Origin of the sequence: Ruminococcus gauvreauii (assembly GCF_025151995.1) — a bacterium.
GTDB lineage: Bacteria > Bacillota > Clostridia > Lachnospirales > Lachnospiraceae > Ruminococcus_G > Ruminococcus_G gauvreauii.
Map to the genome: position 1 here is coordinate 330,634 of NZ_CP102290.1, position 15,753 is coordinate 346,386.

Annotated in this window: 19 protein-coding genes; 2 read left to right on the plus strand and 17 right to left on the minus strand. The window is 48.4% G+C overall.

All coding sequences use genetic code 11. The annotated features are described in order from the left end of the window. The first annotated feature begins 147 nt into the window (after positions 1–147). The gene (locus tag NQ502_RS01560; RefSeq protein WP_028528942.1) at positions 148–1,320 is read left to right on the plus strand and encodes a ribose-phosphate pyrophosphokinase; all 1,173 of its coding nucleotides are present in this window, start codon (positions 148–150) and stop codon (positions 1,318–1,320) included. 48 nt (positions 1,321–1,368) lie between these two features. On the opposite strand, the gene pgeF is transcribed toward NQ502_RS01560, so the two are convergent. From pgeF to larB, 17 genes are all read right to left on the minus strand, one after another. After that, positions 1,369–2,238, minus strand: a complete 870-nt coding sequence (gene pgeF / locus NQ502_RS01565) for a peptidoglycan editing factor PgeF (RefSeq protein ID WP_044983308.1) — start codon at positions 2,236–2,238, stop codon at positions 1,369–1,371. A gap of 5 nt (positions 2,239–2,243) precedes the next feature. Further along, positions 2,244–2,597, minus strand: a complete 354-nt coding sequence (locus NQ502_RS01570) for a YraN family protein (RefSeq protein WP_028528940.1) — start codon at positions 2,595–2,597, stop codon at positions 2,244–2,246. A gap of 40 nt (positions 2,598–2,637) precedes the next feature. Beyond that, positions 2,638–3,405: a ribonuclease HII gene (locus NQ502_RS01575; protein WP_456115052.1), complete on the minus strand. Its 768-nt coding sequence runs from the start codon at positions 3,403–3,405 to the stop codon at positions 2,638–2,640. After that, positions 3,377–4,243: a ribosome biogenesis GTPase YlqF gene (gene ylqF / locus NQ502_RS01580; protein WP_028528938.1), complete on the minus strand. Its 867-nt coding sequence runs from the start codon at positions 4,241–4,243 to the stop codon at positions 3,377–3,379. The genes NQ502_RS01575 and ylqF overlap by 29 nt, the downstream gene beginning before the upstream one ends. Positions 4,244–4,258: 15 nt before the next feature. Beyond that, the gene (lepB, locus tag NQ502_RS01585) at positions 4,259–4,825 is read right to left on the minus strand and encodes a signal peptidase I (protein WP_028528937.1); all 567 of its coding nucleotides are present in this window, start codon (positions 4,823–4,825) and stop codon (positions 4,259–4,261) included. Between the two features lie 69 nt (positions 4,826–4,894). Beyond that, positions 4,895–5,242, minus strand: a complete 348-nt coding sequence (gene rplS / locus NQ502_RS01590; protein ID WP_028528936.1) for a 50S ribosomal protein L19 — start codon at positions 5,240–5,242, stop codon at positions 4,895–4,897. Between the two features lie 138 nt (positions 5,243–5,380). Continuing rightward, positions 5,381–7,306 carry a chitobiase/beta-hexosaminidase C-terminal domain-containing protein gene (locus tag NQ502_RS01595; protein ID WP_028528935.1) on the minus strand — a complete coding sequence of 642 codons (1,926 nt, stop codon included), beginning with the start codon at positions 7,304–7,306 and terminating at the stop codon, positions 5,381–5,383. A 150-nt stretch (positions 7,307–7,456) separates the two neighbouring features. Beyond that, positions 7,457–7,825, minus strand: coding sequence for a LytR/AlgR family response regulator transcription factor (locus NQ502_RS01600; RefSeq protein ID WP_028528934.1), 369 nt, complete (start codon positions 7,823–7,825; stop codon positions 7,457–7,459). 181 nt (positions 7,826–8,006) lie between these two features. Then, positions 8,007–8,696 carry a tRNA (guanosine(37)-N1)-methyltransferase TrmD gene (gene trmD, locus NQ502_RS01605; protein ID WP_044983307.1) on the minus strand — a complete coding sequence of 230 codons (690 nt, stop codon included), beginning with the start codon at positions 8,694–8,696 and terminating at the stop codon, positions 8,007–8,009. Between the two features lie 9 nt (positions 8,697–8,705). Beyond that, positions 8,706–9,212: a ribosome maturation factor RimM gene (rimM, locus tag NQ502_RS01610; RefSeq protein WP_028528933.1), complete on the minus strand. Its 507-nt coding sequence runs from the start codon at positions 9,210–9,212 to the stop codon at positions 8,706–8,708. A 114-nt stretch (positions 9,213–9,326) separates the two neighbouring features. Further along, entirely contained in the window at positions 9,327–9,554 is a 228-nt protein-coding gene (locus NQ502_RS01615) for a KH domain-containing protein (protein ID WP_028528932.1), read from the minus strand. A gap of 52 nt (positions 9,555–9,606) precedes the next feature. Then, positions 9,607–9,852, minus strand: a complete 246-nt coding sequence (rpsP, locus tag NQ502_RS01620) for a 30S ribosomal protein S16 (protein ID WP_028528931.1) — start codon at positions 9,850–9,852, stop codon at positions 9,607–9,609. 37 nt (positions 9,853–9,889) lie between these two features. Next, on the minus strand, positions 9,890–11,236 hold the full coding sequence (gene ffh / locus NQ502_RS01625; protein ID WP_028528930.1) for a signal recognition particle protein: 1,347 nt from the start codon (positions 11,234–11,236) through the stop codon (positions 9,890–9,892). A gap of 3 nt (positions 11,237–11,239) precedes the next feature. Further along, on the minus strand, positions 11,240–11,584 hold the full coding sequence (gene ylxM / locus NQ502_RS01630) for a YlxM family DNA-binding protein (protein WP_028528929.1): 345 nt from the start codon (positions 11,582–11,584) through the stop codon (positions 11,240–11,242). 129 nt (positions 11,585–11,713) lie between these two features. Further along, on the minus strand, positions 11,714–12,517 hold the full coding sequence (gene larE / locus NQ502_RS01635; protein ID WP_242830273.1) for an ATP-dependent sacrificial sulfur transferase LarE: 804 nt from the start codon (positions 12,515–12,517) through the stop codon (positions 11,714–11,716). Beyond that, positions 12,504–13,685, minus strand: a complete 1,182-nt coding sequence (gene larC / locus NQ502_RS01640) for a nickel pincer cofactor biosynthesis protein LarC (RefSeq protein WP_044983306.1) — start codon at positions 13,683–13,685, stop codon at positions 12,504–12,506. The genes larE and larC overlap by 14 nt, the downstream gene beginning before the upstream one ends. A 17-nt stretch (positions 13,686–13,702) precedes the next feature. Then, positions 13,703–14,452 (minus strand): nickel pincer cofactor biosynthesis protein LarB, encoded by a 750-nt coding sequence (gene larB, locus NQ502_RS01645; RefSeq protein ID WP_028528927.1) that lies wholly within the window; start codon positions 14,450–14,452, stop codon positions 13,703–13,705. Between the two features lie 127 nt (positions 14,453–14,579). Between larB and NQ502_RS01650 the strand changes: the two genes are divergently transcribed. Then, positions 14,580–15,689 (plus strand): DUF362 domain-containing protein, encoded by a 1,110-nt coding sequence (locus NQ502_RS01650; RefSeq protein WP_028528926.1) that lies wholly within the window; start codon positions 14,580–14,582, stop codon positions 15,687–15,689. The last annotated feature ends 64 nt before the right edge of the window (positions 15,690–15,753 follow it).

The window sequence follows — 15,753 nt, forward strand, 5'->3', positions numbered from 1 at the left end:
TTATGGTGATGACGCCGTCAGACGTCATATCCGTTTACTTTGTTTTTACATAATTCTTCAAATTCCTTGACTGTGATACACGGCAGGTGATATAAATATAAAGTACATGTACGTACCAAAGAATGTTTACATAGATGGAGGTAACTCATGGTAAACTTAGATTTACTGAAAAAATCCATTCCGGTCGCACCGCTGAAGATCGCTGCCCTGCCAGGCTGTGAGCGTTTATCCGAAACCGTTGATAAGCATCTGGCAGAATACCGCCAGATCCTCGCAAAGGAAAAATCCGGACTTCCCTTCGCCGGTTATATTGAAGATTCCTTTTTGATCGAATGCGAATGTCCCCGTTTCGGAACCGGAGAGGCGAAAGGCCGTATCAAGGACTCGGTCCGCGGAACCGATCTGTTCATTATGTGTGATGTCCTGAACTACAGTATGACCTATACGGTCTGCGGATATGAAAACCATATGTCACCGGACGACCATTTCCAGAATCTGAAGCGTATTATATCTGCCGCAACAGGAAAGGCGCACCGCATCAATGTCATCATGCCATTCCTTTATGAGAGCCGCCAGCACAAGCGTTCTCAGCGCGAATCCCTGGACTGCGCACTCGCTCTGAAAGAACTCTCCGATATGGGTGTATCCAACATCATAACATTTGATGCACATGATCCCAGAGTCCAGAACGCAATCCCGCTGAAAGGGTTCGACAATTATATGCCGACGTACCAGTTTCTTCAGGCGCTCGTCAGTTCCGTACCCGATCTGCTGCTCGACAACGAACATATGATGATTATCAGCCCGGATGAAGGCGCCATGAGCAGGGCTGTATATTTTTCCAACGTACTCGGCGTGGATATGGGCATGTTTTATAAAAGGCGTGATTATTCAACAGTCGTAAACGGCAAGAATCCCATTGTCGCCCATGAATTTCTCGGCGATTCTGTCGAGGGAAAAGATGTTATCATCATCGATGACATGATCTCTTCCGGAGAGAGTATGCTGGACGTTGCTAAACAGGTAAAACAAAGGAAGGCAAACCGTGTCTTTATCTGCACCACCTTCGGACTGTTCACGGAAGGCCTGGAAAAGTTCGATGAATACCACCGGCAGGGATGGATCGAAAAAGTGATCACGACCGATCTGACATACCGCCCGCCGGAACTGCTCTCCCGTTCTTACTACGAGGAGGCCCGTATGGGTAAATATCTGGCAAGTATCATTGACATTCTGAACCATGACGTATCCGTGGAAAAAGTACGCTCCACCACTGCCAAGATCACTCAGCTGCTCGAAAGTCATCAGTCGGCAAAATAATAATATCCGGGAACACTTCTGGCAAAACCTGAAGAATTCCCGGACCTTTTAATTTACAGCATTTTCCTGACGGATTCCCAGAAATGCCGCCAGATTGCCGCGTTTTCCAGCGGATGCGCGGTGAGAAAACAATAGATCGGGATTGCAGCAGGTACACAGATTCGGCCCGACAATATGGTCTTTCGGCACTCCCGCCTGCATAAGATTATAGCTGCATGCTTTCCACAGATCCAGCTGATACTTTCCGTTCTTCTTATCTACAATCATATCACGGTACTGCGCTGCAGGATACGCGTCCTTAAATATAACCGCAACGTCTTCACTGATCTCATAACAGTCCTGGCAGATGGACGGTCCGATGGCCGCAATGACGTCTTTTGGCTTTGTCCCGTAAGCATGCTTCATCGTCCCAAGCGTCGCTTTTGCAATATTGGACACTGTCCCCTTCCACCCGGAATGTGACAGTCCCACCGCCCGATTTACAGGATCTACGAGATAAAGCGGCACACAGTCCGCATAAAATGTAGCCAGCATGATCCCCGGTACGTTCGTGACGAGTCCGTCCACATCCGTATAATCCCTGCTTTTTATGATTCCCTTTCCACGATCCTGCTCCGTAACGATTCGGACATTCGCCGTATGTGTCTGGTCAGAACAGACAATGTCCTCCACACAAAACCCTACAGCCTCTGCGATTCTTTGATAATTCTCTCTTACATTTTCTTCCAGGTCTCCCCGCGTGAAACTCAGATTCATAGAACTGAGCACACCCTCACTGATCCCTCCGAACCGCGTCGTAAACGCATGTTTTACAAACGGTATGGAAGAGAGCATCGGCCACGTCAGATAGCAGAGCGCCCCCCTGTGATTGACTGTCATTTTTTCTTCTTCTGCATGATGCCACTTTATTTTCAGCATTTTTTTCACCTCTGATATTCAAATGCATTCTCATATATTCTGATATTTTCTCCCAGAATCGTCACCACGTCAAACCGGCACGGCGTCTCCAGGGACATCCGACGTTCCGTCAGATACCATGCGGCAGCTTTTGATATTTTTTTCTGTTTCTGTATTCCCACCGCCTCTTCCGGATAGCCGCTGTTCCCATTTGCCCGGTATTTGACCTCGGCGAAAATCAGTATGCCGTCTTTCCGGGCGATCAGATCGATCTCGCCTGTCCTGCAGCGATAATTTTTCTCCAGAATCTGATACCCACGCAGTTTCAGTTCCTCTGCAGCCTTCTCTTCGTACCGGCTGCCCAGCATCCGTCTGTTCATATTCCCTCCGTCCGTTCCCCCGGCTTCGGTCATAGAAAACTCAGATAAAATTCTTAATAAACGATTTTCTGTGAATCGGTGTCGGTCCAAGCTCCTTCAGAGCCTTAATATGTACTGCCGATCCATACCCCTTATTTGATGCAAAGCCATATCCCGGCAGTACCTTGTCATACTCCGTCATCAGCCTGTCTCTCGTGACTTTCGCGACGATACTCGCCGCCGCTATGGATATGCTCCTGGCGTCCCCCTTGATGATGGGGACCTGCGGCAGTTCTATCCCCGGTATCGTCACCGCATCGTTCAGCAATATCTGCGGGACGACGGAGAGTTTTCCTATCGCTTCCCGCATCGCCTCATAAGTAGCCTGCAGAATATTGATCTCATCGATCCTCGCCGGTGAATCATAACCGATCCCTACAGCCACCGCCTCACGCATGATTACTTCATAGAGTTCCTCACGCTTTGCCGCGGTCAGCTGCTTGGAATCATTGATATACAGTATGTGGCAGTCCGGCGGCAGTATGACCGCAGCCGCTACCACCGGTCCCGCCAGCGGGCCTCTGCCTACCTCGTCGATCCCGCACACGTGGCCGAGGTGCTCATATTTGTGCTCATACTCTTTCATCTGCTCAGTTCTTGCGAGCTCTTTGACGTGCTTTTCCTGCTGTCTGCGGATACGCGCAAGAAGCGCCTGCACCCCTGCGCGTTGATCCTGTTCATATTTTTGAAGAAGCGGCTCCCGTTCTCCAGGCGCCGCCGCTTCCAGTTCTCGTTTTATCTCACTGATCGTTTTCATCATCTGCTCCATCGGGATACTCCAGTGTAATACGACCGATTTTTCCGTTCCGGAACTCTTCCAGTACGATTCTGGCCGCTTTCTCATAGTCGAGCTCATGGCCCTTTAAAAGACACTGCCGCTTGACTGCGATCCGCTCCAGCATCTTTACAGTATCCTCTGTTTCTTCAATCTCGTAACGATTTGCCAGAACACCTTCATAATGTCCGTGCAGCATTTTCAAAAGTTCCAGTGAAAGTTCTTCCGCATTGACCACTTCATCCTTGATGGAACCGATCATCGCAAGCTTAACGCCGACACTCTGATCCTCAAATTTCGGCCAGAGAATTCCAGGCGTATCGAGAAGCTCCACACTCTTATTCAGGCGTATCCACTGTTTTCCCTTGGTGACTCCGGGCTTGTTGCCGGTTTTCGCACAGGCTTTTCCCGCAAACGAGTTGATGAATGTGGATTTCCCGACATTCGGAATCCCCACCACCATGGCACGGATCGGACGGTTTTTAATTCCTCTTCTCCTGTCCCGTTCAATCTTTTCCCTGCATGCCTCCTGGATCACCCCATTGATAGACTTAAGACCCCCACCGCTTCTGGAGTTCACTTTTACGGCATAATAACCTTTATTCTTAAAATATTGCGACCATTGTTCATTATAACGCTCATCTGCCAGATCGGACTTGTTCAAAAGTATCAGACGCGCTTTATTTTTCCCGAGCTCATCAATGTCCGGATTTCGGCTCGAAAGCGGGATTCGGGCATCTACCAGCTCTATGATCAGGTCAATCAGTTTGATATCTTCCTGCATCATACGCTTTGCCTTGGTCATATGCCCCGGATACCACTGTAAATTCATATCACTACCTCTATTCTATACAAAACCCAGCTTGCTCATCGGTGATATCACAAACCAGAGTTCTCCAATAATATTTTCCCGTTTTACATTCCCCATATCTGCAAACCTGCTGTCCACGCTGCTGTTTCTGTTATCTCCAAGTACAAAATACTCATCGCTGGCAAGCTTGATGCCCTCTTCTGCCAGCCCCGGATTCGTGATCGCAGGAAGATTTCTCTGTTCTACGTATGTCTCGCCGTTGATCAGAATCGTCCCGTCATTAATCTGGATCGTATCTCCCGGAACGCCGATCACTCTCTTAATATGGGTACTCGCCTTTACATCGCTGCTCGTGCGAAAGGCAATCACATCTCCTCTTTTCGGCGCACTCACTCTGTAAACAGCTTTGTTTACAAGAAACTTATCTCCTGCCGAAAAAGTCGGATCCATGGAACCTTCCTGCATTGCAACCGTCTGACAAAACATCATGGACAGCACTGCTGCCAGACCGATCGTCAGCACAATCTCAAGAATCCAGACCAGAACTCTTTTTAATTTTGTCTGCGCAAAATAATCTCTTACGTACCTTAAGTTGACTTCCATTAAATCTTTTCCTCTTGTATGCGGAAACAGGGACAAACTACAACTGTAATTGTCCCTGTCTTACTTCCATTATTTTACTAATTCTTTTACCTTTGCAGCTTTACCGATACGTCCTCTCAAGTAATACAGTTTTGCACGTCTTACCTTCCCGCGTCTTACGACCTCGATTTTTTCAACGTTCGGTGAGTGCAGCGGCCATGTCTTTTCAACGCCGATTCCGTTGGAATTTTTTCTAACCGTAAAAGTCTCACGGCTGCTTCCGCCCTGACGTTTCAACACAACACCTTCGAAAATCTGAATTCTCTCACGGTTTCCCTCTTTGATCTTGCCGTGCACTCTCACGGTATCGCCTACGTGGAATTCCGGAACTTCGGATTTCATCTGTGCCGCTTCAATGTTCTTGATAATGTCATTCATGATATTTCTTCTCCTTTGATTCTCTGGATGTTCTTAATACGTTTCGTAACAGAGGACCATCTCGTTTTCTCACAACGAATTAGATTATACTATAGAATCATAATTTATGCAAGTGTTTTTCTCCTGCACCCCTTCGTTTTAGCGGTTCTTTCTCCTGCGGACGGTCATCACAACTGCCGCTGTTCCCGCAAGCAGGCATACCGCAGCCATGGTGCCAATCGGAGTCTCGTCCGCCGTTCTGGCGTTCTTTGCCCTGGTACTGCTTGTCTTGGTTGGCTTGGCTGTCCTGCGTGTCGGCGTCCCGCCCGGAGATTTGGATGTCACTTTGAAAGAAGTACTTTTTACATCAATTTCGTCTGCAACGTCTTTCCATTCCCCACCATCTCCTGCATCGGCATCGTATACCTGTTTTTGGAATGTGACCTTCATTGTATACTTTCCTGCAGACTTTACTTTATAAGAACCAGTCGCAGACGTTTTGTTAGTTTTTAATTTTACAGCATCAGAACTTCCAACCTGATATTCCACAGGAATATAACGCTCATTGCCGTGAATTTCTTCATTAGCAGAACCAGCACCGATCGCATTGAATGTAACGGTTGCATTTTTCGCATAGGTTGATTTTATCCCTGTGATTTTGTTGTCATCAGCCGAAGCTGTCTTCACTGCACCCGTTGGATACACAGACGCTACGACGATCTCATCATCCTGGAATTTCATAACGGAAGATTTTCCATCAAACCCTTCAATCGTTACGCCTGTTCTCCATCCCACGTCCAAAGTAGTTTGATCAAACTGATAACCCGCTTTTGCTCTCAGGGTAATATATGGATAATAGCTCATATTTGGCTGAAAACGTTCTGTCGACATTGGCTGCAGAGTCTTGGATTCCCCTACTTTTTCCATCCATTCCATTCTGACAAATTCATAATTTGCATCTTTTGGAACATTAGCTTTTGATATCGGCTTTTCACCACTCACTGCCGCAGTTACTCCTTTTACCGTAACAGCCCTTATTTTTTCAATAGTAAAATTAAAGCTCACAACTCCACTGTTTGTGTCACTAAAATAAGCAATTGCTTTTAACTGCATCGTTTCCGTAAGTGGAATCTTCTCGTTATTATATTTTTTACCGACGCCCTTATCACGGTCAGGATCGCTTCCATCTGTCGTATAATAAACCTCTGCTCCTGCAGTCCCGCATAAGAGCGTTGTCTCCTGATCTTCATGGTATGTACCTTCAGCCAAAAATGTAGTCGGTTTCTCTACCACCAGATTAGGATCAATTGTATAGGTTGCTTCCAGCATCTCGCTCTTCACGTCTCCGCCAAAAGCAATCGCCTTCAGCGTTGTCGTGTTATCTATGTCGATTTCCGTGCCTTCAGTGTACAACACGCTGTCTGGAGATTTAGGATCGGGAATACTGTTATCCACCGTATAATATATTTTTACATTTTTCGTCTCGCATGATAACGTGACTTTTTTCGGATTCTTATATGTATCTGGTTCCACCGACGCTGCTGGCTTTGCAATTACATAATTCGGGTCGATTGTATATTCAAATATCGCAACTTCGCTTTTATTCCCCTGATCGTAAGCAACCGCCTTGACCGTAGTCGTTGCCGCAACAGTTGGATTCACTGTAGTGTTTGCGGTCACTTTAAACTCTGCGTCATATTTCTTAGCGGAAGTATTCGCAGGGTCATTGCTTGGCTCACTACCATCTGTTGTATAATAAATCTCTGTATTCGGCGTGCTGCATTCAAGTTTTATCGTCTGCTCATTTTTATATGTTGCTGATTCGGGCGTAGCTGTCGGTGCATTAACCGCCGTTGCCTGATTGTTCTTAGCGGCAGGCACTGTGTTGGATTTATCCTCCATGTTTTTCTTCTCTGCCTTGTCCAGATCCCCGGCATCAGCATTTTCTTTTGATGTTTCTTGAACCTCATCCGACTTTTCCGCCGCATTCTCCTGTGACGCTGCCACCGGTACCAATGCCAGATTCGTGATCAGCACCGCCGTAATCAGCATATACGACATAATTTTTTTCATCATTTTTTTCATCGTTCTTGACCTCCCCAGATGCTTGTTTTTCAATCGCAACTCGCTTTTTTCATTATATCATCCCAACAGTCCCGCGTAAAGTGATATATACAAACTGGCATACCACTTTTAGACATCACAGCGCAGTTCAGGAGGCACAGTCATCATTCGTTATAATGTCTGCGCCTCCACCCATTCCATAAATGTAATTCTCGTGGCTTTTGCAAATCCCCGGCTGATACCGATTCTCGTACCATTTCTGAGAATAAACGTGTTTTTCTGTTTTTCCCTGATTGCCGGCAGATAGACAATGTAACTGTTGTGGCATCTGATAAAATCCATACCGGACACCTTTTTATAAATATCGTCCAGTTTATCCCAAATCTCATACTCTCCCCAGACCGTATGTATGATCGTCACTCGTTTTACTCGCTCAAAATAGTAAATATCCCCGGGCATCAATACGACTTCGCCTTTGCCAATCAAAGAGAAATACAGTTTGTTATGTTTCTTCTTTTTTTCATCCTCTATCACTCTCATCGGTCTCCTTCATCATTCATTTTACACCAAATTATAACAAATATTTCTATTTGATTGCCCGTTCGCGCAAAAACAACATCCCATTTGTAATATTTTGCACCCCCCGTACCTAAAAAACGATATACAAAAAAACCTTCCGGAACATATCATTCCGAAAGGTTATCATATTGAGTATTAATTGTCATTCCTCACCGTTCTCCAGCAGATCGGGACGGCGCTCCCTTGTCCGTTTCAGTGACTGCTCCTGCCGCCACTTTTCGATGTTGGCGTGATGTCCGGACAGCAGCACTTCCGGTACTTCTTTACCGCGCCACACCGCCGGTCGGGAATACTGCGGATATTCCAGCAGATTATCCGAAAATGATTCCGTCATCGCCGACTCCTCATTGCTCAGAACCCCCGGAACCAGCCTGGAGATTGTATCGATCATCACCATGGCGGGAAGCTCTCCTCCTGTCAGCACATAATCCCCGATGGATACATAGTCCGTCACGATTTCCTCCAGCACACGTTCATCGATTCCTTCGTAGTGTCCGCACAGGAACACGAGATCTTCTTCCTGTGCCAGCTCCTGTGCCATTTTCTGGTTGAAAACACCGCCCTGGGGCGTCAGGTAAATGACACGCGGCGCATATCCGATCTTCTCTTTCACCGCCTGATACGAAGCATATACAGGCTCCGCCTGCATCACCATACCAGCACCTCCGCCGTATGGATAATCGTCCACTTTCATGTGCTTGTTACCGGCATAATCACGGATATTCACACAGGATAGACTGAGCAGTCCCTGTTCCATGGCCCTTCCGATGATGCTGGTGTGAAGCCCCTGCTCCACCATCTCCGGAAAAAGCGTCAGTACATGATAGTTCATCAGCGCCTCCTAAATCAGCCCATCCATCAGATGGATCTTCATATTGTGTTCTTCCACATCCACTTCCAGGATACACTGCCGGATCGCCGGTACCAGAACTTCGCCGTGGTCCGGGGAATCTATGACATACACATCATTTGCCCCTGTCTGAAGCACATCTTTGATTACTCCGAATGCGCTGCCGTCCTCCGTACTGACATTCATCCCTATCAGGTCAGCGATAAAATACTCGTTTTTCTTTAATTTCACAGCATGCTCTCTGGTTACAAACAATGGTTTCTGACGGTAGATCTCCACGTCTTCGATGCGGTCCAGCCCCTCGAATTTCAGGATAACGAACTGCTTGAAGAATTTCACTCCCTGTATCTTCATGACCTTCTGCTCTTTCCCGGTATCCAGAATCACTTCTTTTAATGTTTTAAACCGCGCCGCGTCATCCGTCGTCGGAAACACCTTGACCTCACCGCGCAGACCATGTGTGGAAGTAATGACACCCACCTGCAGCATATTTTCCATATCTCAAACTCCATTCTATCGATAGTAACGTTCACGCACCGCCATGAGCGTCAAAAAGAAACGCAGCGGCCGGCTCCGTTTATCTCGAAACCTGTCCGCTGCGCCGTACGTGCATTACATGATATCTACGATCACTTTTTTGTCACATTTAGAAGAAGCTGATTTTACGACGGTACGGATCGCTTTTGCGATACGTCCCTGACGTCCGATCACTTTTCCCATATCGGAAGGAGCCACTTTTAGCTCTACTACGATGGTACGCTCTTCTTCTCTCTCTGTCACTGCAACTTCCTCAGGATGTTCCACCAGAGCCTTTGCAATCACTTCCACTAATTCTTTCATCACATACCTCCATTCCCGCATGAGTGCAGGAAGCAGCGTAGCAAAAAGCGTCTTATTTTTCGATTCCAGCTAATTTGAAGAGTTTTCCAACTACTTCTGTCGGCTGAGCACCGTTTGCCAGCCATTTTTTAGCTGCTTCTTCATCGATTTTGTATACGCTCGGATCGCGAGTCGGATCATATGTGCCGATTTCTTCGATGAATCTTCCATCTCTCGGGGATCTGGAATCAGCTACGACGATTCTATAGAAAGGAGCTTTTTTCTGTCCCATTCTTCTTAATCTGATTTTTACTGCCATTTGATTTCACCTCCTCATAATGAAATACATTTATATGTTAAAAAGGAAGTTTGAAGCCTCCTCTTTTACCACCTTTACCGCCCATCATCCCGGGCATCTGCTTCATCATCTTGCGCGCCTGTTCGAACTGTTTGACCAGACGGTTCACCTCACTGATGTCCACTCCGGCTCCTCTGGCGATCCTCTGTTTTCTGGATACATTCAGAATATCCGGATTCGAGCGCTCCTTTGGCGTCATAGAAAGAATCATTGCCTCTTTTCTGGCCATATCTTTCTCGTCGACCATTCCCTCCAGGTCTTTCATCTTGCCGCCGATACCCGGCATCATGGAGAGTACACTGGAAAGTCCGCCCATGTTTTTCATCTGATTCATACTTTCAAGATAATCATCGAATCCAAACTGTGCTTTTTTCAGCTTCTGTTCCATTTCCCTGGCTTTTTCTTCGTCGATGCTCTCCTGTGCCTTCTCGATGAGGCTCATCACATCTCCCATACCAAGGATTCTGGATGCCATACGGTCCGGATAAAACTGTTCCAGATCCGAAAGCTTTTCTCCCATACCGACATACAGAATCGGTTTTCCGCAGACCGCTTTAATCGAAAGCGCCGCTCCGCCCCGTGTATCGCCATCCATCTTCGTCAGGATAACTCCGTCGATACCAATTTTATCATTGAACATCTGCGCAACATTGACCGCATCCTGTCCTGTCATGGCGTCAACTACCAGCACTGTGGCATCTATCTCCACTGCACCTTTGATCTCTGCCAGTTCCGCCATCATATCCTCGTCTATGTGAAGCCTTCCCGCCGTGTCCAGCAGCACAACGTTATGCCCGTTGTTTTTCGCATGCTCCATCGCAGCCTTTGCGATATTGACCGGCTTTTGCTTATCTCCCATCGAGAACACTTCCACGCCCTGCTTTTCACCGTTCATTTCCAGCTGTTTGATAGCAGCCGGGCGGTATACATCACACGCCACCAGCAGCGGGCGTTTCCCTTTTGACTTCAGCTTTCCGGCAAGTTTTGCCACCGTCGTCGTCTTACCTGCACCCTGAAGGCCGGCCATCATAAAGACTGTAACCGCATTTCCCTGCTTCATCGAAAGCTCCGTGGTCTCGCTGCCCATCAGTGTAATCAGCTCTTCATTTACGATTTTTATCACCATCTGTCCCGGATTCAGACCGTTCATGACATCCTGTCCGACTGCCCGCTCCTGCACAGACTTAATAAACTGTTTTACCACTTTAAAACTGACATCTGCTTCGAGCAGCGCCATCTTGACTTCTTTCAGGGCAGTCTTCACATCTTCTTCTGTAAGCTTTCCCTTACTTCTCAGCTTTTTAAATACATTCTGCAGTTTTTCTGATAAACTCTCAAATGCCATGAATTATAATTCCTCCAGAATACCTACCGATATCTCTTCAATCTGCCTCATCAGAGACTCTTTCGTCTCACCCTCACAGTTTTTGGTCAACGCGTGAATCCGATTCACTTTATCCCTGATACTCAGAAACTTCTGTACCAGATGAAGTTTTTCCTCATACTCTGCGAGAATCCTGCTGCAGCGTTTGATCATATCATGCACGCCCTGACGGCTGATGCCCAGGTCCTGTGCGACTTCACTGAGTGAATAGTCATTTAATGCGACTGCTTCATAGATCTGTCTCTGGTGATCCGTCAGCAATTCACCGTAAAAGTCATATAATAATGCCTGTTCTACTATCTTTTCCATTCAAATCACCTTTGCAATCATACAATAGAAAAGCCGCGCTGTCAAGTACTTTTTCTTGACATCACAGCTTTTTTGTAACAATTAAGACGCCGGGAAAATTTATGCTGAAACGAGCGTTAAGCTTGCTTATTAGATCCTGTCCATGCTGCCCGACCGGAAGCCTTCCAGATCCAGTGTAATATAAGTAAATCCGAGCTCTTTGAGCGCTGTCAGAATCTCCTCTGCACGGTTCGCCGCCTCGGGAAATGATTCTCTGTCCAGCTCCACCCTTGCGATGTCTCCGTGTACGCGGAGACGCACGTTCCGAAAACCGAGCGTTTTTAAAAATGACTCACCGCACTCGATACGTTTCAGAATCTCTGCGGTGATGACAGTTCCGTACGGCAGCCGCGTTGCCATACAGGGCGTCGAGGGTCTGTCCGCCACCGTTATCCCAAGCTCTTTTGCCCATGTGCGTATTTCCCGCTTTGATAGTCCGCATACACGCAGCGGGCTTAACACTCCCAGTTCCTCCACGGCACGGTTACCCGGGCGGTACTGAAAATCATCGTCCCGGTTGGTCCCTTCCAGCACGCGCCGGATATTTTTACTCTCAGCAAACGCCAGGAGTTTTCCAAACAATTCTTTTTTGCAGAGATAACACCGATTGACCGGATTCTTTAGTATCTCAGGATTTGCAAGTTCATCCACCTCGATCACCTGATGCCTGGCCCCCATCTGTCCGGCGACCTCACGGGCGATCTGAATATCGCAGATTGGATGCAGCTGCGTGTCAAAGGTTACGGCATACACGGCAGTGCCATGCCTTTTTGCCTCGGTCAGTGCAAGTTTCAGCAGGAGACTGCTGTCCACACCTCCCGAAAATGCCACACACACATCTTCTCTGGTAAGGTCCGCCAGCATCTCACGGACTTTTTCCCTATTTTCTGTCAAGCAGCTCACCCGCTTCCCGGACCGCCGCCTCATACACTTCCCGGTAGCCGATCCCTTCTTTTGTCGCCGCGCGTCTGATGTCTTCATATTCAGGATATGTGTATACATGATTGCTCCGGTAACAGATTTTCATCCGGATTTCCCCGTATTTTGTAGGTATCCTCTCCATTCTCCGTTCCAGTACATTTCTTCCCGCCCGGTACCTGCGGATGCCGATGCTCGTAGATTCCCGGAAAATCATGTCCTCCGCCGCCTCCGCCATCTCCTCCTGGCAGAGCACCTGCAGCAGATATGCCGGTCTGTTTTTCTTCATATAGGCCGGAAGATACACCGCATCCTTCACCCCCAGTCTGAAAAGTTCTTCCTGCAGAAAACCAAGCTGTTCGCCGCTGCAGTCATCGACGTTGGTTTCCAGCACCCACACATCCTCCGGTTTTCTGATTTCCGACACGATCATCGCACGCAGAATGTTTGCATGCGGGAACTCCTTTGTACCGGCACCGATTCCGATATCTCTGATCACCATCTCTTCCGGAAGCAGCTCTCTGCTTCTAAGCGCTGCCGCTATCGCAGCACCGGTCGGTGTGATCATCTCGCCTTTCGTATCTGTGAGTGATACCGGCAGGCCATACTGAGCGATCAGCTCAGCGGTGGCGGGAACCGGGACGGGGATCTCCCCATGCTGGCACCGCGTCGTCCCGCAGCCCTCCCTAAGCGTTCCCACTGCCGTCTGCGTGATTCCAAGATCACAGATGCAGATTGCCGCGGCAACGATATCGATAATGGAATCCACGGCACCGACTTCATGAAAATGTACCGTATCCGTAGTCACACCGTGAACCTTCGCCTCGGCCTTAGCCAGCACATAAAATATTTTTACCGCCAGTCTCTTTACCTTTTCCTCCAGTTCCGACTCCATGATCATCTGCTCGATGTCTCCATAGGAACGGTGAGGCTGATGTTCCTCCGCCACCGCGACCCGGAATGCACAGCTGTCAATACCATTCTTTTTCACTCTTCCGACCACAATCTCATAATGTGAAAGCGGAAGTTTGGACAGTTCATTCCTCAGATGAGCTTCATCCGCACCCAGGTCCAGCAGGGCGCCCACTGTCATATCGCCGCTGATTCCGGACGACCCTTCCAGATATAGTATTCTGTCTTCCATTGTATCAGCCTCCATCTCTATGATTTTGATCCCGCCAGGCGGTTCATCTGTGCCGCCAGATAACCGGCACCGAATCCATTGTCTATATTCACGGTTGCAATCCCCTCTGCACACGAATTGAGCATCGTCAGCAGCGGTGCGATTCCCTGAAAGTTTGCCCCGTATCCGATCGAAGTCGGCACTGCGATCACCGGGCGTTCCACGAGTCCTGCAACCACACCCGGAAGCGCTCCTTCCATGCCTGCGACCGCGATCACACAGTTTGCCCCGCGAATGTCATCCAGTTTGGATATCAGACGGTGGATTCCCGCCACGCCCACATCATAGATCCGGTTTACGCGGCACCCGAAATACTCCGCCGTCTGCGCCGCCTCCTCAGCCACCGGAATATCCGATGTCCCTCCGGTGCACACCGCCACACACCCCGTCTGCCTGGGACGGTTGAAATACAGTCCCAGAATCCGAGCGGTCTCATCGTATTCTATCTCCGGAAATTCCTGACTCAGCGCGAGATACTGATCCCGGCTGGCTCTCGTACCCATCACGTTTTCCCGCCGCTCATAAAAACTGCGGTAGATCGCCCGCATCTGTTCCACTGTCTTCCCGGCGCTGTAGATCACTTCCCCGAACCCGCTTCGAAGACTTCGGTGGTGATCGATCTTGGCGCAGCCGATATCTTCATAAGGAAGCTTCTTCAGCTGCTCTTCGGCTTCCGCGATGGAAAGCTCTCCATTTTTCACCTGTTCCAATAATTTATATGTATCCATATGTTCAACCCTCTTTTTCATCTTTCGATATTATAGCATCTATGATACAATTATGTAAAGATATCAGGGGCAAAAGACATGTGAACCCTGACAGTATACTAATTCACTTACATACGGAGGTATCATAATGGAAGCTTCAAAAGTCTACTATACCAATCTTCGAACCACCATGAAATCCAACCGCCAGCAAAAGCTCGCAAAACTGATCAAAGCCGCCGGCATCGAAAATATTAATTTTGACAGGCGCTACACCGCCATCAAGATGCATTTCGGAGAACCCGGAAACCTGGCGTATCTACGTCCCAATTATGCAAAAACTGTAGTCGATATCGTCCGTGAGCTGGGCGGCCGGCCTTTTCTGACAGACTGTAACACTCTCTATATCGGCGGGCGGAAAAATGCCCTCGATCACCTGAACAGTGCGTATGAAAACGGATTTTCTCCATTTTCAACAGGCTGCCACGTCATCATCGGCGACGGCCTGAAGGGGACAGACGAAGCACTCGTCCCTGTGGACGGAGGCGAACACGTCAAAGAAGCCAAAATAGGACAGGCCATTATGGATGCCGATATCTTTATCTCCCTGAATCATTTTAAGGGACATGAATTCACCGGATTCGGCGGAGCCCTGAAGAACATCGGGATGGGCTGCGGTTCCCGAGCCGGAAAGATGGAGATGCACAATGCCGGAAAACCATTCGTGAAAGAACGTAAATGTGTCGGCTGTGCTCTCTGCACGAAAAACTGTGCACACGACGCGATCACGATCACGGATAAAAAAGCGTCGATCGATCACAATAAATGCGTCGGCTGCGGCCGCTGTATCGGAGCCTGTCCGCAGGATGCGATCCGTGAGGCCTCGGACGAGTCCAACGACATCCTGAACAAGAAGATCGCCGAGTATTCCAAAGCTGTGCTCGACGGTCGTCCGCATTTCCACATCAGTCTCGTGATCGATGTCGCACCTTTCTGCGACTGTCATCCGGATAACGACCTGTCTGTCATCCCGGATGTCGGAATGTTCGCATCCTTCGACCCGGTGGCGCTCGATGTCGCATGTGCCGACGCCGTCAACGCTCAGCCCGTCACACCGGGAAGCCTGCTTGATGAATCCGATCACGAAGGACACGATCACTTCAGCGCCATCAGCCCGGAAACCAACTGGATGGTCTGCATCGATCATGCGGTGAAGCTGGGACTTGGAAGTAAGGAATATGAGTTGATTGAAGTGAAATAAAATTTTTACTGCATATATTTATAGAAGCGTATCGCCGTTCATCCGGCAATACGCTTCTTCTGCT

What these genes read in the sequence shown, in the direction of transcription:
- NQ502_RS01560 (WP_028528942.1), top strand. Translation starts at nt 148, where the DNA reads ATGGTAAACTTAGATTTACTGAAAAAATCCATTCCGGTCGCACCGCTG.
- pgeF (WP_044983308.1), bottom strand. Translation starts at nt 2,238, where the DNA reads ATGCTGAAAATAAAGTGGCATCATGCAGAAGAAGAAAAAATGACAGTC.
- NQ502_RS01570 (WP_028528940.1), bottom strand. Translation starts at nt 2,597, where the DNA reads ATGAACAGACGGATGCTGGGCAGCCGGTACGAAGAGAAGGCTGCAGAG.
- NQ502_RS01575 (WP_456115052.1), bottom strand. Translation starts at nt 3,405, where the DNA reads ATGGAGCAGATGATGAAAACGATCAGTGAGATAAAACGAGAACTGGAA.
- ylqF (WP_028528938.1), bottom strand. Translation starts at nt 4,243, where the DNA reads ATGAATTTACAGTGGTATCCGGGGCATATGACCAAGGCAAAGCGTATG.
- lepB (WP_028528937.1), bottom strand. Translation starts at nt 4,825, where the DNA reads ATGGAAGTCAACTTAAGGTACGTAAGAGATTATTTTGCGCAGACAAAA.
- rplS (WP_028528936.1), bottom strand. Translation starts at nt 5,242, where the DNA reads ATGAATGACATTATCAAGAACATTGAAGCGGCACAGATGAAATCCGAA.
- NQ502_RS01595 (WP_028528935.1), bottom strand. Translation starts at nt 7,306, where the DNA reads ATGAAAAAAATGATGAAAAAAATTATGTCGTATATGCTGATTACGGCG.
- NQ502_RS01600 (WP_028528934.1), bottom strand. Translation starts at nt 7,825, where the DNA reads ATGAGAGTGATAGAGGATGAAAAAAAGAAGAAACATAACAAACTGTAT.
- trmD (WP_044983307.1), bottom strand. Translation starts at nt 8,696, where the DNA reads ATGAACTATCATGTACTGACGCTTTTTCCGGAGATGGTGGAGCAGGGG.
- rimM (WP_028528933.1), bottom strand. Translation starts at nt 9,212, where the DNA reads ATGGAAAATATGCTGCAGGTGGGTGTCATTACTTCCACACATGGTCTG.
- NQ502_RS01615 (WP_028528932.1), bottom strand. Translation starts at nt 9,554, where the DNA reads ATGAAAGAATTAGTGGAAGTGATTGCAAAGGCTCTGGTGGAACATCCT.
- rpsP (WP_028528931.1), bottom strand. Translation starts at nt 9,852, where the DNA reads ATGGCAGTAAAAATCAGATTAAGAAGAATGGGACAGAAAAAAGCTCCT.
- ffh (WP_028528930.1), bottom strand. Translation starts at nt 11,236, where the DNA reads ATGGCATTTGAGAGTTTATCAGAAAAACTGCAGAATGTATTTAAAAAG.
- ylxM (WP_028528929.1), bottom strand. Translation starts at nt 11,584, where the DNA reads ATGGAAAAGATAGTAGAACAGGCATTATTATATGACTTTTACGGTGAA.
- larC (WP_044983306.1), bottom strand. Translation starts at nt 13,685, where the DNA reads ATGGAAGACAGAATACTATATCTGGAAGGGTCGTCCGGAATCAGCGGC.
- larB (WP_028528927.1), bottom strand. Translation starts at nt 14,452, where the DNA reads ATGGATACATATAAATTATTGGAACAGGTGAAAAATGGAGAGCTTTCC.
- NQ502_RS01650 (WP_028528926.1), top strand. Translation starts at nt 14,580, where the DNA reads ATGGAAGCTTCAAAAGTCTACTATACCAATCTTCGAACCACCATGAAA.